The following is a 16,731-nucleotide window of genomic DNA, read 5'->3' on the forward strand; positions in this document are numbered from 1 at the left end:
CGAAGCGCTGGCGCTGCTGCGGGACGAAGGCCTGATCGCCCGCGCGCCCCGGGTGGGCACCAGGGTCGCGGCCCGCAAATACGATCACGGCCTCGACGCGCTGCTCGGGTTACAGGAAACGCTGGAGGGCCGGGGGACCGTGCGCAACGAGGTGCGGGTCGCCCAGCTCATCTCCGCCCCGCCCGCGGTGGCCCGGCGGCTGGACCTCGCCCCGGGTGAGCAGGTCGTCTACCTCGAACGCCTCCGCTACCTCGGTGATCAGCCGCTGAGCCTGGATCTCACCTATCTCGCCCCCGGGATCGGCATGCGCGTCCTGGACCACGACCTGGCCCACACCGATGTCTTCGTCCTGCTCGAACAGCTCAGCGGGCAATCCCTCGGGTCGGCGGATCTCACCGTGGAGGCCATCCCCGCCGACCGGCACACCGCCGCCACCCTCGACACCCCCGACGGGGCGCCGCTGCTGATGCTGGAACGGCTCACCCGCCTCGACGACGGCACTCCCGTCGACCTCGAATACATCCGGATGCGCGGTGACCGGATCACGCTGCGCGGCAGCCTGTCCCGCGGTATCCCCGAATGGAAGGTCCTGTAGATGGCACTGGCCGATCAGCGCGCCGATATCCCCGTCACCATCGACGAATCGCTGTGTATCGAGGGCTGCACCCTGTGCGTCGAGATCTGCCCGCTCGACTCCCTGGCCATCAACCCGGACAACGGGAAGGCCTTCATGCACGTCGACGAATGCTGGTACTGCGGCCCCTGCGCCGCCCGCTGCCCGACCGGCGCCGTCACCGTCAACATGCCGTATCTCCTGAGGTAGAGACCCATCACAATGCCCACACTGAAACGCCTGGCCGCGATCGCCGCCGCGGCTGCCCTCGCACTCACCGGATGCTCGCTGGACAGCGCCGCGGGCGGTGACACCGTCCGCGTCGTCATCGGCTACCAGTCCAAGACCATCAACACCGTCACCGCGGGCACCCTGTTGCGCGCACAGGGGTATCTGGAGCAGCGCCTGCAGCGGATCACCGATGACGGTGGGCCCGCCTACCAGGTCGAATGGCAGGATTACGATACCGGCGCCCCGATCACCGCGCAGATGGTGGCGGAGAAGATCGATATCGGATCGATGGGCGACTACCCGCTGCTGATCAACGGCTCCCGCACCCAGGCCAACGACCGCTCCCGCACCGAATTCATCTCGGTCACCGGCTACAACCCCAAAGGCGCGCTGAACATGGTGGTCGTACCGCCGGATTCGCCCGCCACCGGACTGCCCGATCTGGCCGGGAAGAAGGTCTCCGCCAGCGTCGGCTCGGCCGGCCACGGAACCCTGGTCCAGGCGCTGACCCGGGCGGGGATCGACCCGGTCGCCGGCGTCGAGGTCCTCAACCAGCAACCGCAGGTGGGAGCCTCGGCGCTGGAATCGGGTCAGGTGAGCGCGCTGTCGCAATTCGTGGCCTGGCCCGGGCTGCTGGTGTTCCAGGACAAGGCCAAACTGCTCTACGACGGCGCCGAACTGAACGTGCCCACCTTCCACGGCGTGGTGGCCCGCGAAAGCTACACCGCCGAACATCCGGAAGTGGTGGACGCGTTCCTGCAGGCCCAGCTCGATGCCACCGAATTCCTGTGGAAACAACCGCTGGAGGCGTCGCGGATCGTGGCCGAGGGCTCGGACCTGCCGCAAGAAGTGGTGTACCTGTACAACGGCCCGGGCGGCACCTCGTTCGACACCACCTTGAAGCCGAGCCTGCTCGCCGCGTTCAAAGACGATGTGCGCTACCTGAAATCGATCGGCGATTTCGCCGACCTCGACACCGGCGCCTTCGCCGACGACCGGCTCATCCGCGCCGCCTACGCCACCCGCGGCCTCGACTACGAGCGGGCCCTCGCCGACGGCACCAACCACACCGCCGGCTCCGGTACCGAGTTGTGGCTCGACGGCCAGGACACCACCCGCCCCGCGGGCAATCCGACCGAACTGCTGCGCGCCGTGAAAGCCGCCCGCGCGCAGGGGACCTCCGTCCGGGCCGCCTATGTGGTCGATTCCGAACTCGGTACCCGGTGGTTCGCCGACAAGGCGATCTGGTTGCGTGACGGTGACACCTTCCTGGCCTTCACCACCGAGGCCGCCGCGCAGCGCCACCGGCAGGCGCATCCCGGTGCCCGGCCGGTGGGCTACGACCAGGCCGTCGCCGAGGTGCGGTCGTGACCGCGGCCGCCACCGCCGACGCCGGCACCGCCCTGCACAGCGACCGGGCGCGGGTGCGGGTGCGGCAGACCCGCTCGGTGTGGCCGGGCCGCTTCCTGCGACTGGGATCGGTAGCGGGCGCGGTGCTGATCTGGCAGTTGCTGACCGCCTCCGATATCCGCGTCTGGTTGCGGTTCGACACCCTGCCCACCGTCACCGAGGTCGTCTCCGCGTTCGGCCGTCAGCTGGGCACCGACGTCTACTACCTGGATCTGGCGCAATCGCTGATCCGGATCCTGTCCGGATTCGGGATCGCGACGGTCCTCGGTGTGGCCAGCGGTATCGCGCTGGGCCGCTCCCGCCTGTTCGCCGCCATCCTCGGCCCGCTCACCGAGTTGGCGCGCCCGATACCGGCGATCGCGGTGGTGCCTATCGCGATCCTGCTGTTCCCCGACGACGAGACCGGGATCGTCTTCATCACCGGGCTCGCCGCCTATTTCCCGATCATGGTCAGCACCCGGCACGCGGTCCGCGCCCTGCCCACCCTGTGGGAGGACTCCGTGCGCACCCTCGGCGGCAGCCGCTGGGATGTGCTGGTGCGGGTGGTGTTCCCCGGCGCGCTGCCCGGTATCTTCGGCGGGCTCTCGGTGGGGATCGGTGTCGCCTGGATCTGCCTGATCTCGGCGGAGATGATCTCCGGGCGCCTCGGCGTGGGCTACCGGACCTGGCAGGCCTACACCATCGTCGACTATCCCGGTGTCTTCGTCGGCATCCTCACCATCGGGGTCCTCGGATTCGGCACCTCGGCCGCGATCGAACTGCTCGGCCGCCGCGTCACCCGCTGGCTGCCCAGGGGAGAGGAGAACAACCGATGACCACCACCCTCGCGACCCGCGAACCGCGCCCCGACACCGAGCACGGAATGAGCCTGCGCCTGGACGCGATCTCGCTGTCCTACACCGGCGAACCGGTGATCCACGATCTGTCCCTGGACGTGCGACCGGGCGAGATCCTGGTGCTCACCGGCCCCTCGGGGTGCGGTAAATCCACCGTGCTGCGGGCACTGGCCGGACTGCTGAGCCCCGACTCCGGCCGGGTCCTCGCCGACGGCGACCCGGTGACCACCACCTCCCGCGACCGCGCGGTGGTGTTCCAGGACAACGCGCTGCTGCCGTGGCGCACCGTACGCGCCAATATCGAACTGGCGCTGAAGCTGCGCGGCGAACCGAAAGCGGGCCGCCGGGCCGCGGCCGACCGGTGGATCGAGGAGGTCGGGCTCACCGGCTTCGCCGACTATCTGCCCAAGAGCCTGTCCGGCGGGATGCGCCAGCGGGTCCAGCTGGCACGCGGCCTGGCCGGGGCACCCCGCGCGGTGATGATGGACGAACCGTTCGGCGCGCTGGACACCCAGACCCGCGCGACCATGCAGCGCCTGCTGATCGACACCTGGCGCACCCATCCCACCACCATCGTGTTCGTCACCCACGACGTGGACGAGGCGCTGCTGCTCGGCGACCGGGTCGCGGTACTCGGCCGCGCCGGCCGGCCGTTACGCGCCCTCGTCGACGTTCCGACTCCCCGCGCCGCCGCCGACCGGCAGGCCCAGCGCGACCGACTAGTGGAGGCCCTGACGTGACCGCACCCACCCTCTTCGCGGCACCCGACCTCGCCGACACCGTCCGCCTGGACTGCGATGTCCTGGTCGTCGGCGGCGGTACGGCCGGGACGATGGCCGCGCTCACCGCCGCCGAACACGGCGCGAACGTCCTGCTGCTGGAAAAGGCGCACGTCCGGCACTCCGGGGCACTGGCCATGGGTATGGACGGGGTCAACAACGCCGTCATCCCGGGCAAGGCCGAACCCGAGGACTACGTCGCCGAGATCACCCGCGCCAACGACGGAATCGTCGACCAGCGCACCGTGTATCAGACCGCGACCCGCGGATTCGCCATGGTGCAGCGGCTGGAACGGTACGGCGTCAAATTCGAGAAGGACGAATACGGCGAGTACGCGGTGCGCCGGGTGCACCGCTCGGGCTCCTATGTGCTGCCGATGCCCGAGGGCAAGGATGTGAAGAAGGCCCTCTACCGGGTGCTGCGCCAGCGCAAGAACCGGGAACGCATCCGGATCGAGAACCGGCTCATGCCGGTGCGGGTCCTCACCCACGACGGGCGTGCCGTCGGCGCGGCGGCCCTCAACACTCGCACCGGCGAATTCGTCACCGTCGGCGCGAAGGCCGTCATCCTGGCGACCGGCCCGTGCGGACGGCTGGGGTTGCCCGCTTCGGGCTACCTGTACGGCACCTACGAGAACCCCACCAACGCCGGTGACGGCTATTCGATGGCCTATCACGCGGGCGCTGAACTGTCCGGGATCGAATGTTTCCAGATCAACCCGCTGATCAAGGATTACAACGGCCCGGCCTGCGCCTATGTCGCGAATCCGTTCGGCGGTTACCAGGTGAACGCGCAGGGGGAGCGGTTCGTGGACTCCGACTACTGGTCGGGTCAGATGATGTCGGAGGTCAAGCGCGAGATCGATTCCGCGCGCGGGCCGATCTATCTGAAAGTCTCCCATCTGCCGGACGAAACGCTGAGCACCCTCGAAGGGATCCTGCACACCACCGAACGCCCCACCCGCGGCACCTTCCACGCCAACCGCGGCCACGACTACCGAACCCACGATATCGAGATGCATATCTCCGAGATCGGCTTGTGCGGCGGTCATTCCGCCTCGGGTGTGTGGGTCGACGAGAACGCCCGCACCACCGTGCCGGGCCTGTACGCCGCCGGTGACCTGGCCTGTGTGCCACACAACTACATGATCGGCGCCTTCGTGTTCGGCGAACTCGCCGGCTCGCACGCCGCCGGAACGCTCGCCGACGTGACCGTCCCGCAGACACTTCCCGCCGGTCAGATCGCCGCCGCCCACGAACTGGTGTACCGGCCGCTGCGCCACCCCGACGGCCCACCGCAACCGCAGGTCGAATACAAACTGCGCCGTTTCGTCAACGATTATGTGGCCCCGCCGAAAACCGCCGCGAAACTCTCGCTGGCGGTGGAGACCTTCGAGCGGATGCGCGACGATCTCGCCGAGATGGGCGCACGCACCCCGCACGAACTCATGCGCGCGGTGGAGGTGTCGTTCATCCGCGACTGCGCCGAAATGGCGGCCCGCAGTTCGCTGACACGCACCGAATCCCGGTGGGGTCTCTACCACGAGCGCGCCGACCTGCCCGAACGCGACGACCGGCAGTGGCGCTACCACCTCAACCTGCGCAAGAACACCGACGGCGGCATGGAATTCCTGAAACGCCCGGTCGCACCGTATCTGGTGCCGGTGCCCGGGCTCGACGATCTGCCCTCGGTCGGGGAACCCGCGGTTGTCGCCCAGCCGGAGCTGGTCGGGCACCGCCGCGCCCCGAACGCACCGGCCACCGATCGCCCGGGGACGTCCGCCCCGGCACCGGCGGCGTCGCCGCGGCTGCTGGCCCTGCTGGCACTGGACGCCCCCACCGCGGACCAATTGGCGGACTACCTGGCCGACGACGAGGAACAGGTCCGGGTCGCGGCCATCGCGGCGCTCACCGAGAACACTCCGGACGGTTTCGCGCCCCTGCTGGTACGTGCGCTCGACGATCCCGCCGCCACCGTCCGCGGGGCCGCGGCGGCCGCCTTGCGCGAACTGGTCGAGGTCCTGCCCTCCGCGGACGGGCTCACGGCACGGCTCACCTCGCCCGACCCCGTGGTCCGCGCACTGGTGGTCGATCTGTTGCGCGCCACCCGCGCGGGTTCGGCCGCCGCCTATCGGAAGGCCCTGACCGATCCCGATCACCGGGTCCGGATCGAAGCGGTGCGCGCGCTGGTATCGCTCGATTGTCGTGACGCGATCGCCACCGCCGCCGAGGACGCCAGCCGGGAAGTCCGGATCACGGTCGCCCAGGGCTTGGCCACCGTCGGTGACGGCGGGGCCGACACCGTCCGGATTCTGGCCGGAGACCGCGACCCGCTGGTCCGGGCCGCCGCCCTGGCCGCGTTCGCCGATACCGGCGCCACCGCGGCCGACCTGGACACCTGCGTGACCGCATTGACCGATACCGCATGGCAGGTGCGGGTCGGCGCGAGCCGGGGCCTGGCCGCCGGAGAACCCGATCGGGTGGTGCCCGCACTCACCGAAGCGCTCACCGACCGGCATCTGGACGTGCGCAAAGCGGCGGTCCTGACACTGGCCCGATGGGCCGGTCACGACGGAGCCCGGATCGCCCTGAAGGAAGCGACAGCCGATACCGACGCCGATGTCCGGGCCTACGCGCGCCGCGCGCTGACGGGACCGGAAGGCGGATAGGGAAACCGAGGGGAGGCCGCACCTCTCTCCGGTGCCGGCCGCCCGGTCGTACCGGTGCGACGGTCCGCCGCCGCATCATCGGCGCGGCCAACCGGAGAACGGCGGGTCAGCCTTTACGGGCGGTGGCCAGCAACTGCTCGACGGTCGCCAGTTTGACCCGCGGCCTCCCCGCCGCCGACCCGGCCGCGCGTTCGGCACGATCCACCGCCTGCCAGGCGGTGCGGTCCACCACATCGGGTTGCCGTTCCCGGACCAGTCCGGCGAGCGCGGTGCGATCCCGTACGGGGGCAGTGAGCGCACCGGAGCGGAAATCGTCCAAGAGGGCGGTCACCGTTTCGGCGGCGTCGGCACGGTTGGAACCGATCACGCCGCGCGGTCCGCGTTTGATCCAGCCGGCCGCGTACACACCCGGCACCGGCGCGCCGGATTCGTCGACCACCCGGCCCGATTCGGTGGGAAGCACCCCCCGCTGCTCGTCGAACGGCAGGCCGGGAATCGGCTGCCCGCGATAACCGACCGCCCGTACCACCAGCGAGGCGTCGAGTTCACCGGTTTCCGTGCCGGGGCGCGCGGAGGGTGAACCGGCCGGCCCGGTGAGTTCGTTGCGCACCCATCGCACCGAGCGCACCCGGTCGCCGCCGGTGATCTCGGTGGGCGATACGCAGTACTGGAACCGGATCCGCTTGTACCCATCGCGCGGTGGCCGGGCCGCGTACTCACCCGCCGCCGCGATCTTGAGCCCGAGTTCGTAGGCCGAGTCCGGACCGTCGAGAAACGCCTGCCCGGCCGCGTCGAGCACGACGTCGGCCGGGTCGACGACGATATCGACCCCGTCCAGCCGTCCGAGGGCCCGGAACTCCGGGGCACTGTAGGCGGCCTGGAGTAGTCCGCGCCGGCCCAGGATCACCACCTCGCGGATGGCGCTGTCGCGCAGGGCGGCCAGCGCGTGGTCGGCGATATCGGTGCGGGCCAGTTCTTCGGGGTCCATGGTGAGCACCCGCGCGATATCGAGGGCCACGTTCCCGTTGCCGACGATGACGGCGCGTTCACCGGACAGGTCGAATCGGCGGTCCGCGTAATCGGGATTGCCGTTGTACCAGGCCACGAATTCGGTGGCGGAATGGCTGCCCGGGAGTTCTTCGCCCGGGATGTCCAGGCGCCGGTCCGAGGGCGCCCCGACCGCGTAGATCACCGCATGGACGCTTTCACGCAGCTCGGCGTGGGTGATATGGGTGCCGACCTCGGTGTTCAGGTACATCTGCAGGCTGTCGCGTTTGAACGCGGCCGCGAACATCTCGGTGACCCCGCGGGTCTGGGCGTGGTCGGGGGCCACCCCGTACCGGGCCAGCCCCCACGGGGTGGGCAGCCGGTCGAACATCTCCACCTCGACCGCTCCCACCCCGACCAGTTGCTCGGCGGCGTAGCAGGCGGCCGGGCCGGTTCCGACGACGGCCACCCGCAGCGTCCCGAGATCTTTGGCGAGCCGCTGCACGGGCGCCGGCGGGGACATATCCGGTTCCAGTGGATGCCGTTCGAAATAGCCGGCGTTCACCGCGCGAAAACCGTCCAGATACGGGGGCAGATCCTCTTCGGCGTAGATCGCGTCCACCGGGCACGCCTCGTAGCAGGCGCCGCAGTCGATACAGGTGTCCGGGTCGATGTAGAGCATCTCCGCCGTCGCGAACTGCGGGTCCTCGGGCCGCGGGCGGATACAGTCCACCGGGCATTCGGCCACGCAACTCGCGTCATTGCAGCAGCGCTGCGTGATGACGTAGGCCATCTAACTCGCCAGCTTCCTGCGGCGATACTTCACCCGGCACGGCTGTTGCAGCTGCACCACCATCTTGGAGTGGTCGTTGCGGTAGGTCTCCGAGGGCTGCAGCATCTCGAACTCCCAGTCCCGCAGCAGTACCGAGAAGATCGCCTTCAACTGCATCAGCGCGAACGCGGCGCCGACGCAGCGGTGCCGGCCGGCGCCGAAGGGGATCCAGGTCCACCGGTTGATCAGGTCTTCCTGGTTGGGGTCGATATAGCGGCCGGGGTCGAAGCTGTCGGGGTTGGGGAAGTCCTCGGGCAGCCGGTTGGAGATGGCGGGTGTGGCGGCGACGTGGTCGCCTTCGGCGATGGTGTGCCCACAGACCTCGAATTCGCCCTGGGCCACGCGCATGAGGATGATCAGCGGCGGGTGCAGGCGCAGGGTCTCCTTGAGTACCGCTTCCAGCTGCGGGATCTGGCGCAGCGCGTGGAAGCTGACCTCCTGGCCGTCGGCGTAGAGCTCGTCGAGTTCCTTCACGACCCCGGACAGCACCTCCGGATGGCGCAGCAGTTCGATCACCGACCAGGCGGCGGTCCCGGAGGTGGTGTGATGACCGGCGAACATCATCGAGATGAAGATGCCGGTGACCTCGCTGGCGCTGAAATGCGGGGTGCCGTCCTCCTTCTTCACCGAGACGAGAACGTCCAGTAGATCGCGGTCCTCTTTGTCCGCGGGCGGGTTCGCGATGCGCGCGGTCATGATCTCCTGGACGAGTTCCACCAGTTGCGCGCGGGATTCGTCGCGGATCCGGAAGCTCTCGATCGGCATATACGGGTCGACGTAGGCCAGGGCGTCGGTGCCGCGTTCGAGGTTGTGATAGAGGTGCGCGAACCGGCTGTCGAGTTCCTCGCGGAACTTCGTGCCGATCAGGCACGCCGAGGAGGTGTAGATGGTGAGTTCGGCGAAGAAATCGAGCAGGTCGATTTCGCCCTCGTCGCCCCAGTTCGCGAGCATGCGGTCGACTTCGCGTTCGATGGTGGCGGCGTGCCCGCGCATCTGGTCGCCGCGCAGCGCGGAATTGTGCAGCATCTCCTTGCGGCGTTCGGGGCTGGCGTCGAACACCACGCCCTCACCGAAGATCGGCTTCATGAACGGGTAGGCGGCGGCCTGGTCGAGATCCTCGTCGGCGGCCCGGAAGAAGAATTCGTTGGCCTCGGACCCGGTGAGCAGGATGACATGGCGTCCGGCGAGTTCGAACTGGCCGACGTCACCGCATTCCTCCCGGACCCGGCGCATGAGCGCGATCGGGTCGGTACGGAACTCTTCGAGGTGGCCGTGCTCGTGTTCGCCTCCGGACACCCGCGGCGGTTTCACCGAAGTCATGTGGAAATCCTTCCCCAGATTACTGTCCAGGATCTATGGTAGACACCTGTCTGGACAGTACTACGGACGACTGCGGGCAAGCAAGGTAGCCGACGGTGGAACGCGGCCGATCGGCCACCTCCACCCAGGTCAGAATGCCATACTGTCCGGACACCTGTACGGAGAAGTGTTCGGCCGTGGGAGAACCAGGCCGGGAGTAACGAGAGCAGAACCATGAGCGGTCAGCACACCTTGCAGGGGCAGGGCGCCGTCGTCGTCGGCGCCACCAGCGGAATCGGGCACGCCGTCGCCCACGCCCTGGCCCGCCACGGCGCCGGAGTGGTCGTCAACGGCCGTAACGAGGCCGGAGTGGACCGCGCGGTCCGATCCCTGACCCTCGCCGGACACCGCGCCATCGGCGTCCCCGGCAGCGCCGCGGACGAGAAAACCGCCACCGAACTCGTCACCACCTGCGTCCGCACCTTCGGCGGCATCGATATCCTCGTCAACTGCGCCGGTATCGCCGAACCCGCCGAATCCTCGATCCTCAACGTCACCGCCCGCCAGTGGCGCGAACTCCTGGACTCCCACCTCACCACCACCTTCAACACCTGCCGCGCCGCCGCGCCGGCCATGGTCGCCCGCGGTCGCGGCAGCATCATCAACACCAGCTCCTTCGCCTACCTCGGCGACTACGGCGGCACCGGGTACGCCGCGGGCAAAGGCGCCGTCAACAGCCTCACCCTCGCCATCGCCGCCGAACTCGCCGAACACGGCGTCCGCGCCAACGTCGTCTGCCCCGGCGCCAAAACCCGGCTCTCCAGCGGATTCGCCTACGAGGCCAAAATCCTGGAACTGTACCGGCGCGGCATGCTCGACGAACTCAGCAAGAACGCCGCCCTCGACGCCCCGCCCGCCGACTACGTCGCCCAGCTCTACCTCTACCTCGCCGGTCGCGCCGCGGAAAAGATCACCGGGCAGATCTTCGTCGCCGCCGGCGGCTTCGTCGGCCGCTACGACCGGCCCACCCCCGCCATCCTCGGCTTCCGCGACCACACCGACAGCCCACCGTGGACCCAGGACGAACTGCACACCATGATCGCCCCCGAAACCGCCCGGACCGGAAAGAAATGACCGAATTCCCCGAACTCGGCTGCTACGGCCTCGCCGGGCACGCCGACGATCCGCACATCCTGCTCGGCGAAGCCCGCGACGCCGAACGACTCGGCCTCGGCACCCTGTTCCTCTCCGAACGCTTCAACACCAAAGAGGCATTCACCCTCGCCGCCGCCGCGGGCGCGGTCACCGAGGAACTCGCACTCTGCACCGCCGCCACCAACCACAACACCCGCCACCCCGTGGTCACCGCCACCGCCGCGGTCACCCTGCACCGCCTCACCCGCGGCCGCTACAGCCTCGGACTCGGCCGCGGCTTCGACCTGCTCTTCGACGTACTCGGACTACCGCGCATCACCTCCGCGCAGATCCGCGACGCCGTCGGCCTCTACCGCCGGCTCTGGCACGGCGACACCATCGTCGGCCACGACGGCCCCGCCGGGAAATACCCGCTACTGCGCCTGGACCCCGGCTACGACGAGAACATCCCGGTCACCCTCACCGCCATCGGACCCAACACCCTGCGTCTGGCCGGGGAGATCGCCGACCAGGTCGTGCTGCACACCTTCTTCACCGACGAGACGACCGCCCGCGCGGTCGACACCGTCCGCGCCGCCGCCGAGGCCGCCGGCCGCGACCCCGCCGCCGTCCGTATCTGGTCGGTCCTGGTCACCGTCGACGACACCCAGGGCGAAACCGCCCGCCTGCGCAAACTCGTCGGCCGCCTCGGCACCTACCTACAGGGCTACGGCGACATCCTGGTCCGGGTGAACGGCTGGGACCAGCGCGTACTCGACGACTTCCGCGCCCACCCGCTGGTCACCGGCGCCGGGGGAGCGCTCGACGCGGTCGCCGACCCCGAAACACTCGCCGCCGTCGAAGCACTGCTACCGGCCGAATGGCTCGCCGCCTCCGCCACCGGAACCCCCGCCGCCTGCGCGGCCCGGATCGCCGACCAGTTCACGGCCGGTGTGGACGGGGTCGTCCTGCACGGCAACACCCCCACCGAACTCGCCCCGCTCGTGGCCGCCTGGCGCGACCACCGCGACACCGCCGGGAGCCCCGCGTGACCCTCACCGCCATCGACGATCTCACCCCCGAACGGCTCACCGCGATTCTCGGCCGCACCGTCCACACCGTCGCCACCGAACCCGTCGGCACCGGCCAGATCGGCTCCGTGCACCGCCTCCGGCTCACCGGCACCGGTGTCCCGCAGACCCTGCTGGCCAAACTCCCCGCCACCGACCCCGCCGCCCGCGCCATGCTCGCCGGCGCCTACCGGCAGGAAGTGCGCTTCTACGCCGAAATCGCCGAAACCGTGCACGTACGCACCCCCCGCTGCCATCACGCCGAGATCCACGGCGACGGCTCCGAATTCCTGCTCCTGCTCGAAGACCTCGCCCCCGCCCGGCAGGGCGACCAGATCGCCGGCTGCCCGGTCGCCCACGCCCACGCCGCGGTCGCCAACCTCGCCGGACTGCACGCCCCCCGCTGGTGCGACCCCGAACTGCTCACCATCGAAGGCTTCACCCGCAACGGCGCCGAGGAAGCCACGATGCTGCGGGACCTGTTCGGTCCCACCACCGATATCTTCCTCGACCGGCTCGGCCCGCTGCTGGCACCGGGCGACCACGAGACACTGCGCGCCTGCGAACCGGTCATCGCGGAATGGCTGGTTGCCCGGCCCGACCGCTTCGGCCTCGTCCACGGTGACTACCGCCTCGACAACCTGCTGTTCGACGCCGGCGACCCCCCGGTGGTCACCGCCGTCGACTGGCAGACGGTGAACCTCGGACTACCTGCCCGTGACCTGGCCTACTTCATCACCACGAGCCTCGACCCGGACGACCGGCGAGCCGCGGAAAAGGCGCTCGTCGGCACCTACCACGAACGTCTCGTCACCTCCGGAGTCACCGGCTACACCCTCGACGACTGCTGGCAGGACTACCGGTTCGCCGCACTGCAGGGCCCGCTGGTCGCCATCTTCGGCGCCGCCTACGGCACCCCCAGCGAACGCGGCGACGCCATGTTCGCCGCCATGACCCGCCGCAGCTGCGCCGCCATCCGCGACCTCGACTCCCTCCGGCAGCAACCCGCCTGACCCGGGCGCCCGCGAACCGGCCCCCGAACCGGGCCCCGGAATATCTCGCCCAACCCGCCGGTTCAACTAGATGCAAACGCATAGAAACCAAGGCGGGAGAACCACCAGATGCAATTCGGAATCTTCTCGGTCAGCGATATCACCCGCGACCCCGTCACCGGCATCACCCCCAGCGAAGCCGAACGGATCGACGCGATCGTGCAGATCGCCCGCAAAACCGAAGAGGTCGGGCTCGACGTCTTCGCCATCGGCGAACACCACAACCCGCCCTTCTTCTCCTCCTCGCCGACCACCCTGCTCGCCCATATCGCCGCCACCACCGAACGGCTGATCCTCACCACCGCGACCACCCTCATCACCACCAACGACCCGGTGAAGATCGCCGAGGACTACGCCATGCTGCAGCACCTCGCCAAAGGCCGCATGGACCTGATGCTCGGCCGCGGCAACACCGGACCCGTCTACCCCTGGTTCGGCAAGGACATCCGCGCCGGACTGCCACTGGCCCTGGAGAACTACAACCTGCTGCACCGGCTCTGGCGCGAAGACGTCGTCGACTGGGAAGGGGAGTACCGCACCCCGCTACAGGGATTCACCTCCACCCCACGACCCCTCGACGGCGTAGCGCCCTTCGTCTGGCACGGCTCCATCCGCACCCCCGAGATCGCCGAGCAGGCCGCCTACTACGGCAACGGATTCTTCGCCAACCACATCTTCTGGCCCACCGTCCACTCGCTCCAGCTCATCGAGTTCTACCGGCAGCGCTTCGAACACTACGGCCACGGCACCAAGAAACAGGCCATCGTCGGACTCGGCGGCCAGGCCTACATCGCCAAGAAATCGCAGGACGCCTGGAACGAATTCCGGCCCTACTTCAACGAAGCACCCGTCTACGGACACGGCCCCTCGCTGGAAGACTTCGCCGAAATGACGCCGCTATCGGTCGGCAGCCCCCAGGAGATCATCGACAAAACCCTCACCTTCCACGACACCTTCGGCGACTACCAACGCCAGCTGTGGCTCATGGACCACGCCGGACTACCCCTGAAAACCGTCCTGAACCAGCTCGACCTGCTCGGCGAAGACGTCGTGCCGGTCCTGCGTAAAGAACTCGACGCCCGCCGCGACCCCGAATCGGCACCCGCCCCCACCCACCGGGCCCGGGTCACCGCCGAATACGGCGACACCGCGCCCCGCCAGGCCCGGCCCAACGCCAACCAGGGCGACAACCTCGCCGGCGCCAACCCCTACCAGGACGCCACGGTATGAACGAGTCGGGCCCGGAGCCGGGGGTGCACCACGACCACGCGGGACCCATCCTCACGCACGGGGGAGACGACCCGGGCGATACGCTCCCGGCCGGGCCCCGCAACCCCGGCCGGGAACCGGCCCGCACCAGCAGCCGGCTCGCCAACGACGCCTGGGAACAACTACTCACCGCACACGCCGTCCTGATGAAACAGTTCGCCGCCCAGGACGTCTGGCACGGACTCACCATGCGCGAATACGACGTCCTCTACACGCTGTCCAAATGCCCCGAACCCATCCGGCCCGCCGAACTCAACCGGCACGTACTACTCACCCAGCCCGCCCTGTCCCGGATGGTCGACCGGCTCGTCGACCGCGGCCTGGTCCGGCGCACCCCCGATCCGGCCGACGGACGCGGCGTGCGGCTGTCCCTCACCCCCGAGGGCCGCACCCAGCAGCGGCGCATCGGCGGCCGGCACGCGGTCGGGGTAGCCCGGGCCCTCACCGCGGTCCTCGACGACGCCGACCTGCACGCACTCGAAACGATCTGCGCCAAACTCGCGAACACATCCGAACCCCTGAAAACCGAGGAGCAACAATGAACACCGGCGAACGCACCACCTACCGGCTGGTCGTCGTCAGCGGCGGCACCAGCAATCCCTCCTCGACCCGAATGCTGGCCGACCGCGTTTCCGCCCGGGTCGGCACCCTCGCCGCCCGGCACCATGCCACCGTTACCGTCGACGTCATCGAACTGCGCGAACTCGCTACCGAGATCAGCACGGCGCTCGTCTCCCAGCTCATGGGACCCAAGCTCACCGCCGCCGTCGACACCCTCGCGGCCGCCGACGGCCTCGTCGTCGCCGCCCCCGTCTACAAGGCCGCACCCAGCGGCCTGCTGACCTCCTTCTTCCACATCCTCGACAACGACCTCCTCATCGCCAAACCGGTCGTCCTCGCCGCCACCGCCGGCACCGCCCGCCACGCCCTCGTCGTCGACGAACAGATGCGCGCACTCTTCGCGTTCCTGCGCACCATGACCGTGCCCACCTCACTGTTCGCCGCCTCCGAAGACTGGAACGACACCGACCTGAACAAACGAATCGACCGCGCCGCGCTCGAACTGGTCCTGCTCATGGAAAGCGGCTTCGCGCACAAGGTCAAAAACGAATCCTGGAACAGCTACCAGCACACCTTCGGCAGCGCCGGCGGTACCGAAACCACCGTCGACCTCGACACCGACCTCATGCGCCTCGCCGCCGGCGGCAACGCCGCACCCGCCGGCCGGTGAACTGAACCACGGCCCGGTTCACCTCGCCCCAGCACGGGGGAGAACCGGGCCGTGGTGCTAACTCGCTGCGGTGACCGCCCCCTCTTCACCGCTCTGGACGCCGCGGTAATCGGCTTCTGGGCGTCACCGGCGCCCAGAAAACACTGGCCGCGGGGCTGGGCCGGCTCCCGGCGGTACTTCTGGGCATCACCACGGCGGTCGGCGGCGGTCCGGTTCGGCTGGGGCCTGCCCAATGGGCTGAACTGGCAACCCCACACGCGGCTCGCCGAGGCATTCCGAGGCGCCCGGCCGCCGCGCCGCAGGCGGCGCCACCCCGAGTGAACGGTCGCGCGCCGCCGTCAGTGATCGGGGAGTAGCGCTCGCACCCTATCGGAATCTGCGGCCGCGCGTTCGCCGGTGGACAGCCGCCACACGGCGATCAGGAATGCGGCCTGCGCCGCGGTATTACACAATTGCTCCCCCCACTGCAGCGCTACCGTCTGGTTCGGGAGCGCTCCCAGCGGACTCAGAACGACGAAACCCAGCAGCTGGATCCCCACCAGCACCGCCGCTACCCGATCGCCACGCTGCCGGGCCCAAGCGATCAGATAGATTCCGGTGAGCAGGGAGAACACGGTCGTGCTCACCAATAGCGGCAGCGTATCCGCCATCGCGAACGCGCTCAGCGCGCACGCCGCGGTGAGAGCCGGTATCAGTACGGTGAGCCACCTCGGCACCGCACCCGTCGCCGCCCGCGCGACCGGTGCGCACAGTAACGCGAAGCCGAGGGTCAGCAGCGGGAACAACAGTTCGCGTAACCACGGCAGATCGGGCCCACCGCACGCCACGATCAGTTTTGCCGTCGCCTTCGCGAGACCGCCCGCGCCGACGAGTACCGCCGCCGCGAGCACCACCCGGGGCGGCCCGACGATCCGGCGCAGCAGCACCACCCCTGCGGAGGTGAACAGCACCGGAACGAAATCCTCGACGGCCAGCAGTACCGGATAGTCCATCTCGCTCATATCGTGTGCAGAGTACGTCGGCGCGCCGGTGAGCGGGCAAACCGGGAACTGCCCGGCCCTCGGCAACCTCGCCCGTGCCACACTGAACCCGGCACTCCGACCAGGAAGGCGACAATGCGTGAGCCCCGACAAGCCCCCGACCGGCCGCAGCGCCCCACCGCCGACCTCCGCGATTTCGCCCGCCTGCGCCGGGTCCGCGACCGGATCGACCGCGAATACGCACAACCACTCGACGTCGAAGCCCTCGCTCGCGCGGTCCATATGTCCGCCGGCCATCTCAGCCGCCAATTCCGGCAGGCCTACGGAGAATCCCCGTAC

Annotated in this window: 17 protein-coding genes; 14 read left to right on the forward strand and 3 right to left on the reverse strand. The window is 69.3% G+C overall.

What is annotated here, in order from left to right:
* From ACWDU1_RS15265 to ACWDU1_RS15290, 6 genes are all read left to right on the forward strand, one after another.
* Positions 1 to 595 (forward strand): GntR family transcriptional regulator (locus tag ACWDU1_RS15265; RefSeq protein WP_449998947.1); only part of this gene is annotated, 595 nt, incomplete at its 5' end.
* Positions 596 to 823, forward strand: a complete 228-nt coding sequence (locus ACWDU1_RS15270) for a 4Fe-4S dicluster domain-containing protein (RefSeq protein WP_449998949.1) — start codon at positions 596 to 598, stop codon at positions 821 to 823. It abuts the gene before it with no gap.
* Between the two features lie 12 nt (positions 824 to 835).
* The gene (locus ACWDU1_RS15275; protein WP_449998951.1) at positions 836 to 2,215 is read left to right on the forward strand and encodes an ABC transporter substrate-binding protein; all 1,380 of its coding nucleotides are present in this window, start codon (positions 836 to 838) and stop codon (positions 2,213 to 2,215) included.
* Between the two features lie 53 nt (positions 2,216 to 2,268).
* Positions 2,269 to 3,069 carry an ABC transporter permease gene (locus tag ACWDU1_RS15280; RefSeq protein ID WP_449998976.1) on the forward strand — a complete coding sequence of 267 codons (801 nt, stop codon included), beginning with the start codon at positions 2,269 to 2,271 and terminating at the stop codon, positions 3,067 to 3,069.
* A complete protein-coding gene (locus ACWDU1_RS15285) occupies positions 3,066 to 3,830 on the forward strand; it encodes an ABC transporter ATP-binding protein (protein ID WP_449998953.1) in 765 nt (254 codons plus the stop codon). Before ACWDU1_RS15280 ends, ACWDU1_RS15285 begins: the two co-directional genes overlap by 4 nt.
* Positions 3,827 to 6,538 (forward strand): fumarate reductase/succinate dehydrogenase flavoprotein subunit, encoded by a 2,712-nt coding sequence (locus ACWDU1_RS15290; protein WP_449998955.1) that lies wholly within the window; start codon positions 3,827 to 3,829, stop codon positions 6,536 to 6,538. Before ACWDU1_RS15285 ends, ACWDU1_RS15290 begins: the two co-directional genes overlap by 4 nt.
* Before the next feature lie 106 nt (positions 6,539 to 6,644).
* Here the strand turns inward: ACWDU1_RS15290 and ACWDU1_RS15295 are convergent, their stop codons facing one another.
* Positions 6,645 to 8,318, reverse strand: coding sequence for an FAD-dependent oxidoreductase (locus ACWDU1_RS15295; protein ID WP_449998957.1), 1,674 nt, complete (start codon positions 8,316 to 8,318; stop codon positions 6,645 to 6,647).
* Positions 8,319 to 9,677 (reverse strand): cytochrome P450, encoded by a 1,359-nt coding sequence (locus ACWDU1_RS15300; RefSeq protein WP_449998959.1) that lies wholly within the window; start codon positions 9,675 to 9,677, stop codon positions 8,319 to 8,321.
* 213 nt (positions 9,678 to 9,890) lie between these two features.
* Between ACWDU1_RS15300 and ACWDU1_RS15305 the strand changes: the two genes are divergently transcribed.
* The 7 genes from ACWDU1_RS15305 to ACWDU1_RS15335 all read left to right on the forward strand — a co-directional run bounded on the left by ACWDU1_RS15305 (position 9,891) and on the right by ACWDU1_RS15335 (position 15,768).
* A complete protein-coding gene (locus tag ACWDU1_RS15305) occupies positions 9,891 to 10,790 on the forward strand; it encodes an SDR family NAD(P)-dependent oxidoreductase (protein ID WP_449998961.1) in 900 nt (299 codons plus the stop codon).
* A complete protein-coding gene (locus ACWDU1_RS15310; RefSeq protein ID WP_449998963.1) occupies positions 10,787 to 11,842 on the forward strand; it encodes a TIGR03857 family LLM class F420-dependent oxidoreductase in 1,056 nt (351 codons plus the stop codon). The genes ACWDU1_RS15305 and ACWDU1_RS15310 overlap by 4 nt, the downstream gene beginning before the upstream one ends.
* On the forward strand, positions 11,839 to 12,873 hold the full coding sequence (locus ACWDU1_RS15315) for a phosphotransferase (RefSeq protein WP_449998965.1): 1,035 nt from the start codon (positions 11,839 to 11,841) through the stop codon (positions 12,871 to 12,873). The genes ACWDU1_RS15310 and ACWDU1_RS15315 overlap by 4 nt, the downstream gene beginning before the upstream one ends.
* 108 nt (positions 12,874 to 12,981) lie before the next feature.
* A complete protein-coding gene (locus ACWDU1_RS15320; RefSeq protein WP_449998967.1) occupies positions 12,982 to 14,142 on the forward strand; it encodes an LLM class flavin-dependent oxidoreductase in 1,161 nt (386 codons plus the stop codon).
* The gene (locus ACWDU1_RS15325; protein ID WP_449998968.1) at positions 14,139 to 14,723 is read left to right on the forward strand and encodes a MarR family winged helix-turn-helix transcriptional regulator; all 585 of its coding nucleotides are present in this window, start codon (positions 14,139 to 14,141) and stop codon (positions 14,721 to 14,723) included. The genes ACWDU1_RS15320 and ACWDU1_RS15325 overlap by 4 nt, the downstream gene beginning before the upstream one ends.
* Positions 14,720 to 15,412: a CE1759 family FMN reductase gene (locus ACWDU1_RS15330; RefSeq protein ID WP_449998970.1), complete on the forward strand. Its 693-nt coding sequence runs from the start codon at positions 14,720 to 14,722 to the stop codon at positions 15,410 to 15,412. Before ACWDU1_RS15325 ends, ACWDU1_RS15330 begins: the two co-directional genes overlap by 4 nt.
* A gap of 155 nt (positions 15,413 to 15,567) precedes the next feature.
* Positions 15,568 to 15,768 carry a hypothetical protein gene (locus tag ACWDU1_RS15335; protein WP_449998978.1) on the forward strand — a complete coding sequence of 67 codons (201 nt, stop codon included), beginning with the start codon at positions 15,568 to 15,570 and terminating at the stop codon, positions 15,766 to 15,768.
* Here the strand turns inward: ACWDU1_RS15335 and ACWDU1_RS15340 are convergent.
* Positions 15,751 to 16,413 (reverse strand): hypothetical protein, encoded by a 663-nt coding sequence (locus ACWDU1_RS15340; protein WP_449998972.1) that lies wholly within the window; start codon positions 16,411 to 16,413, stop codon positions 15,751 to 15,753. The genes ACWDU1_RS15335 and ACWDU1_RS15340 overlap by 18 nt on opposite strands.
* Positions 16,414 to 16,527: 114 nt before the next feature.
* On the opposite strand from ACWDU1_RS15340, the gene ACWDU1_RS15345 reads away from it, so the two are divergent.
* Positions 16,528 to 16,731 (forward strand): AraC family transcriptional regulator (locus ACWDU1_RS15345; protein ID WP_449998974.1); only part of this gene is annotated, 204 nt, incomplete at its 3' end.

The sequence above is a fragment of the Nocardia sp. NPDC003345 genome (assembly GCF_053589395.1).

Bases quoted from the DNA above. Each gene is read 5' to 3' on its own strand.
- ACWDU1_RS15295 (WP_449998957.1), bottom strand. From the start codon at position 8,318: ATGGCCTACGTCATCACGCAGCGCTGCTGCAATGACGCGAGTTGCGTG.
- ACWDU1_RS15285 (WP_449998953.1), top strand. From the start codon at position 3,066: ATGACCACCACCCTCGCGACCCGCGAACCGCGCCCCGACACCGAGCAC.
- ACWDU1_RS15325 (WP_449998968.1), top strand. From the start codon at position 14,139: ATGAACGAGTCGGGCCCGGAGCCGGGGGTGCACCACGACCACGCGGGA.
- ACWDU1_RS15270 (WP_449998949.1), top strand. From the start codon at position 596: ATGGCACTGGCCGATCAGCGCGCCGATATCCCCGTCACCATCGACGAA.
- ACWDU1_RS15330 (WP_449998970.1), top strand. From the start codon at position 14,720: ATGAACACCGGCGAACGCACCACCTACCGGCTGGTCGTCGTCAGCGGC.
- ACWDU1_RS15305 (WP_449998961.1), top strand. From the start codon at position 9,891: ATGAGCGGTCAGCACACCTTGCAGGGGCAGGGCGCCGTCGTCGTCGGC.
- ACWDU1_RS15340 (WP_449998972.1), bottom strand. From the start codon at position 16,413: ATGAGCGAGATGGACTATCCGGTACTGCTGGCCGTCGAGGATTTCGTT.
- ACWDU1_RS15320 (WP_449998967.1), top strand. From the start codon at position 12,982: ATGCAATTCGGAATCTTCTCGGTCAGCGATATCACCCGCGACCCCGTC.
- ACWDU1_RS15275 (WP_449998951.1), top strand. From the start codon at position 836: ATGCCCACACTGAAACGCCTGGCCGCGATCGCCGCCGCGGCTGCCCTC.
- ACWDU1_RS15300 (WP_449998959.1), bottom strand. From the start codon at position 9,677: ATGACTTCGGTGAAACCGCCGCGGGTGTCCGGAGGCGAACACGAGCAC.
- ACWDU1_RS15310 (WP_449998963.1), top strand. From the start codon at position 10,787: ATGACCGAATTCCCCGAACTCGGCTGCTACGGCCTCGCCGGGCACGCC.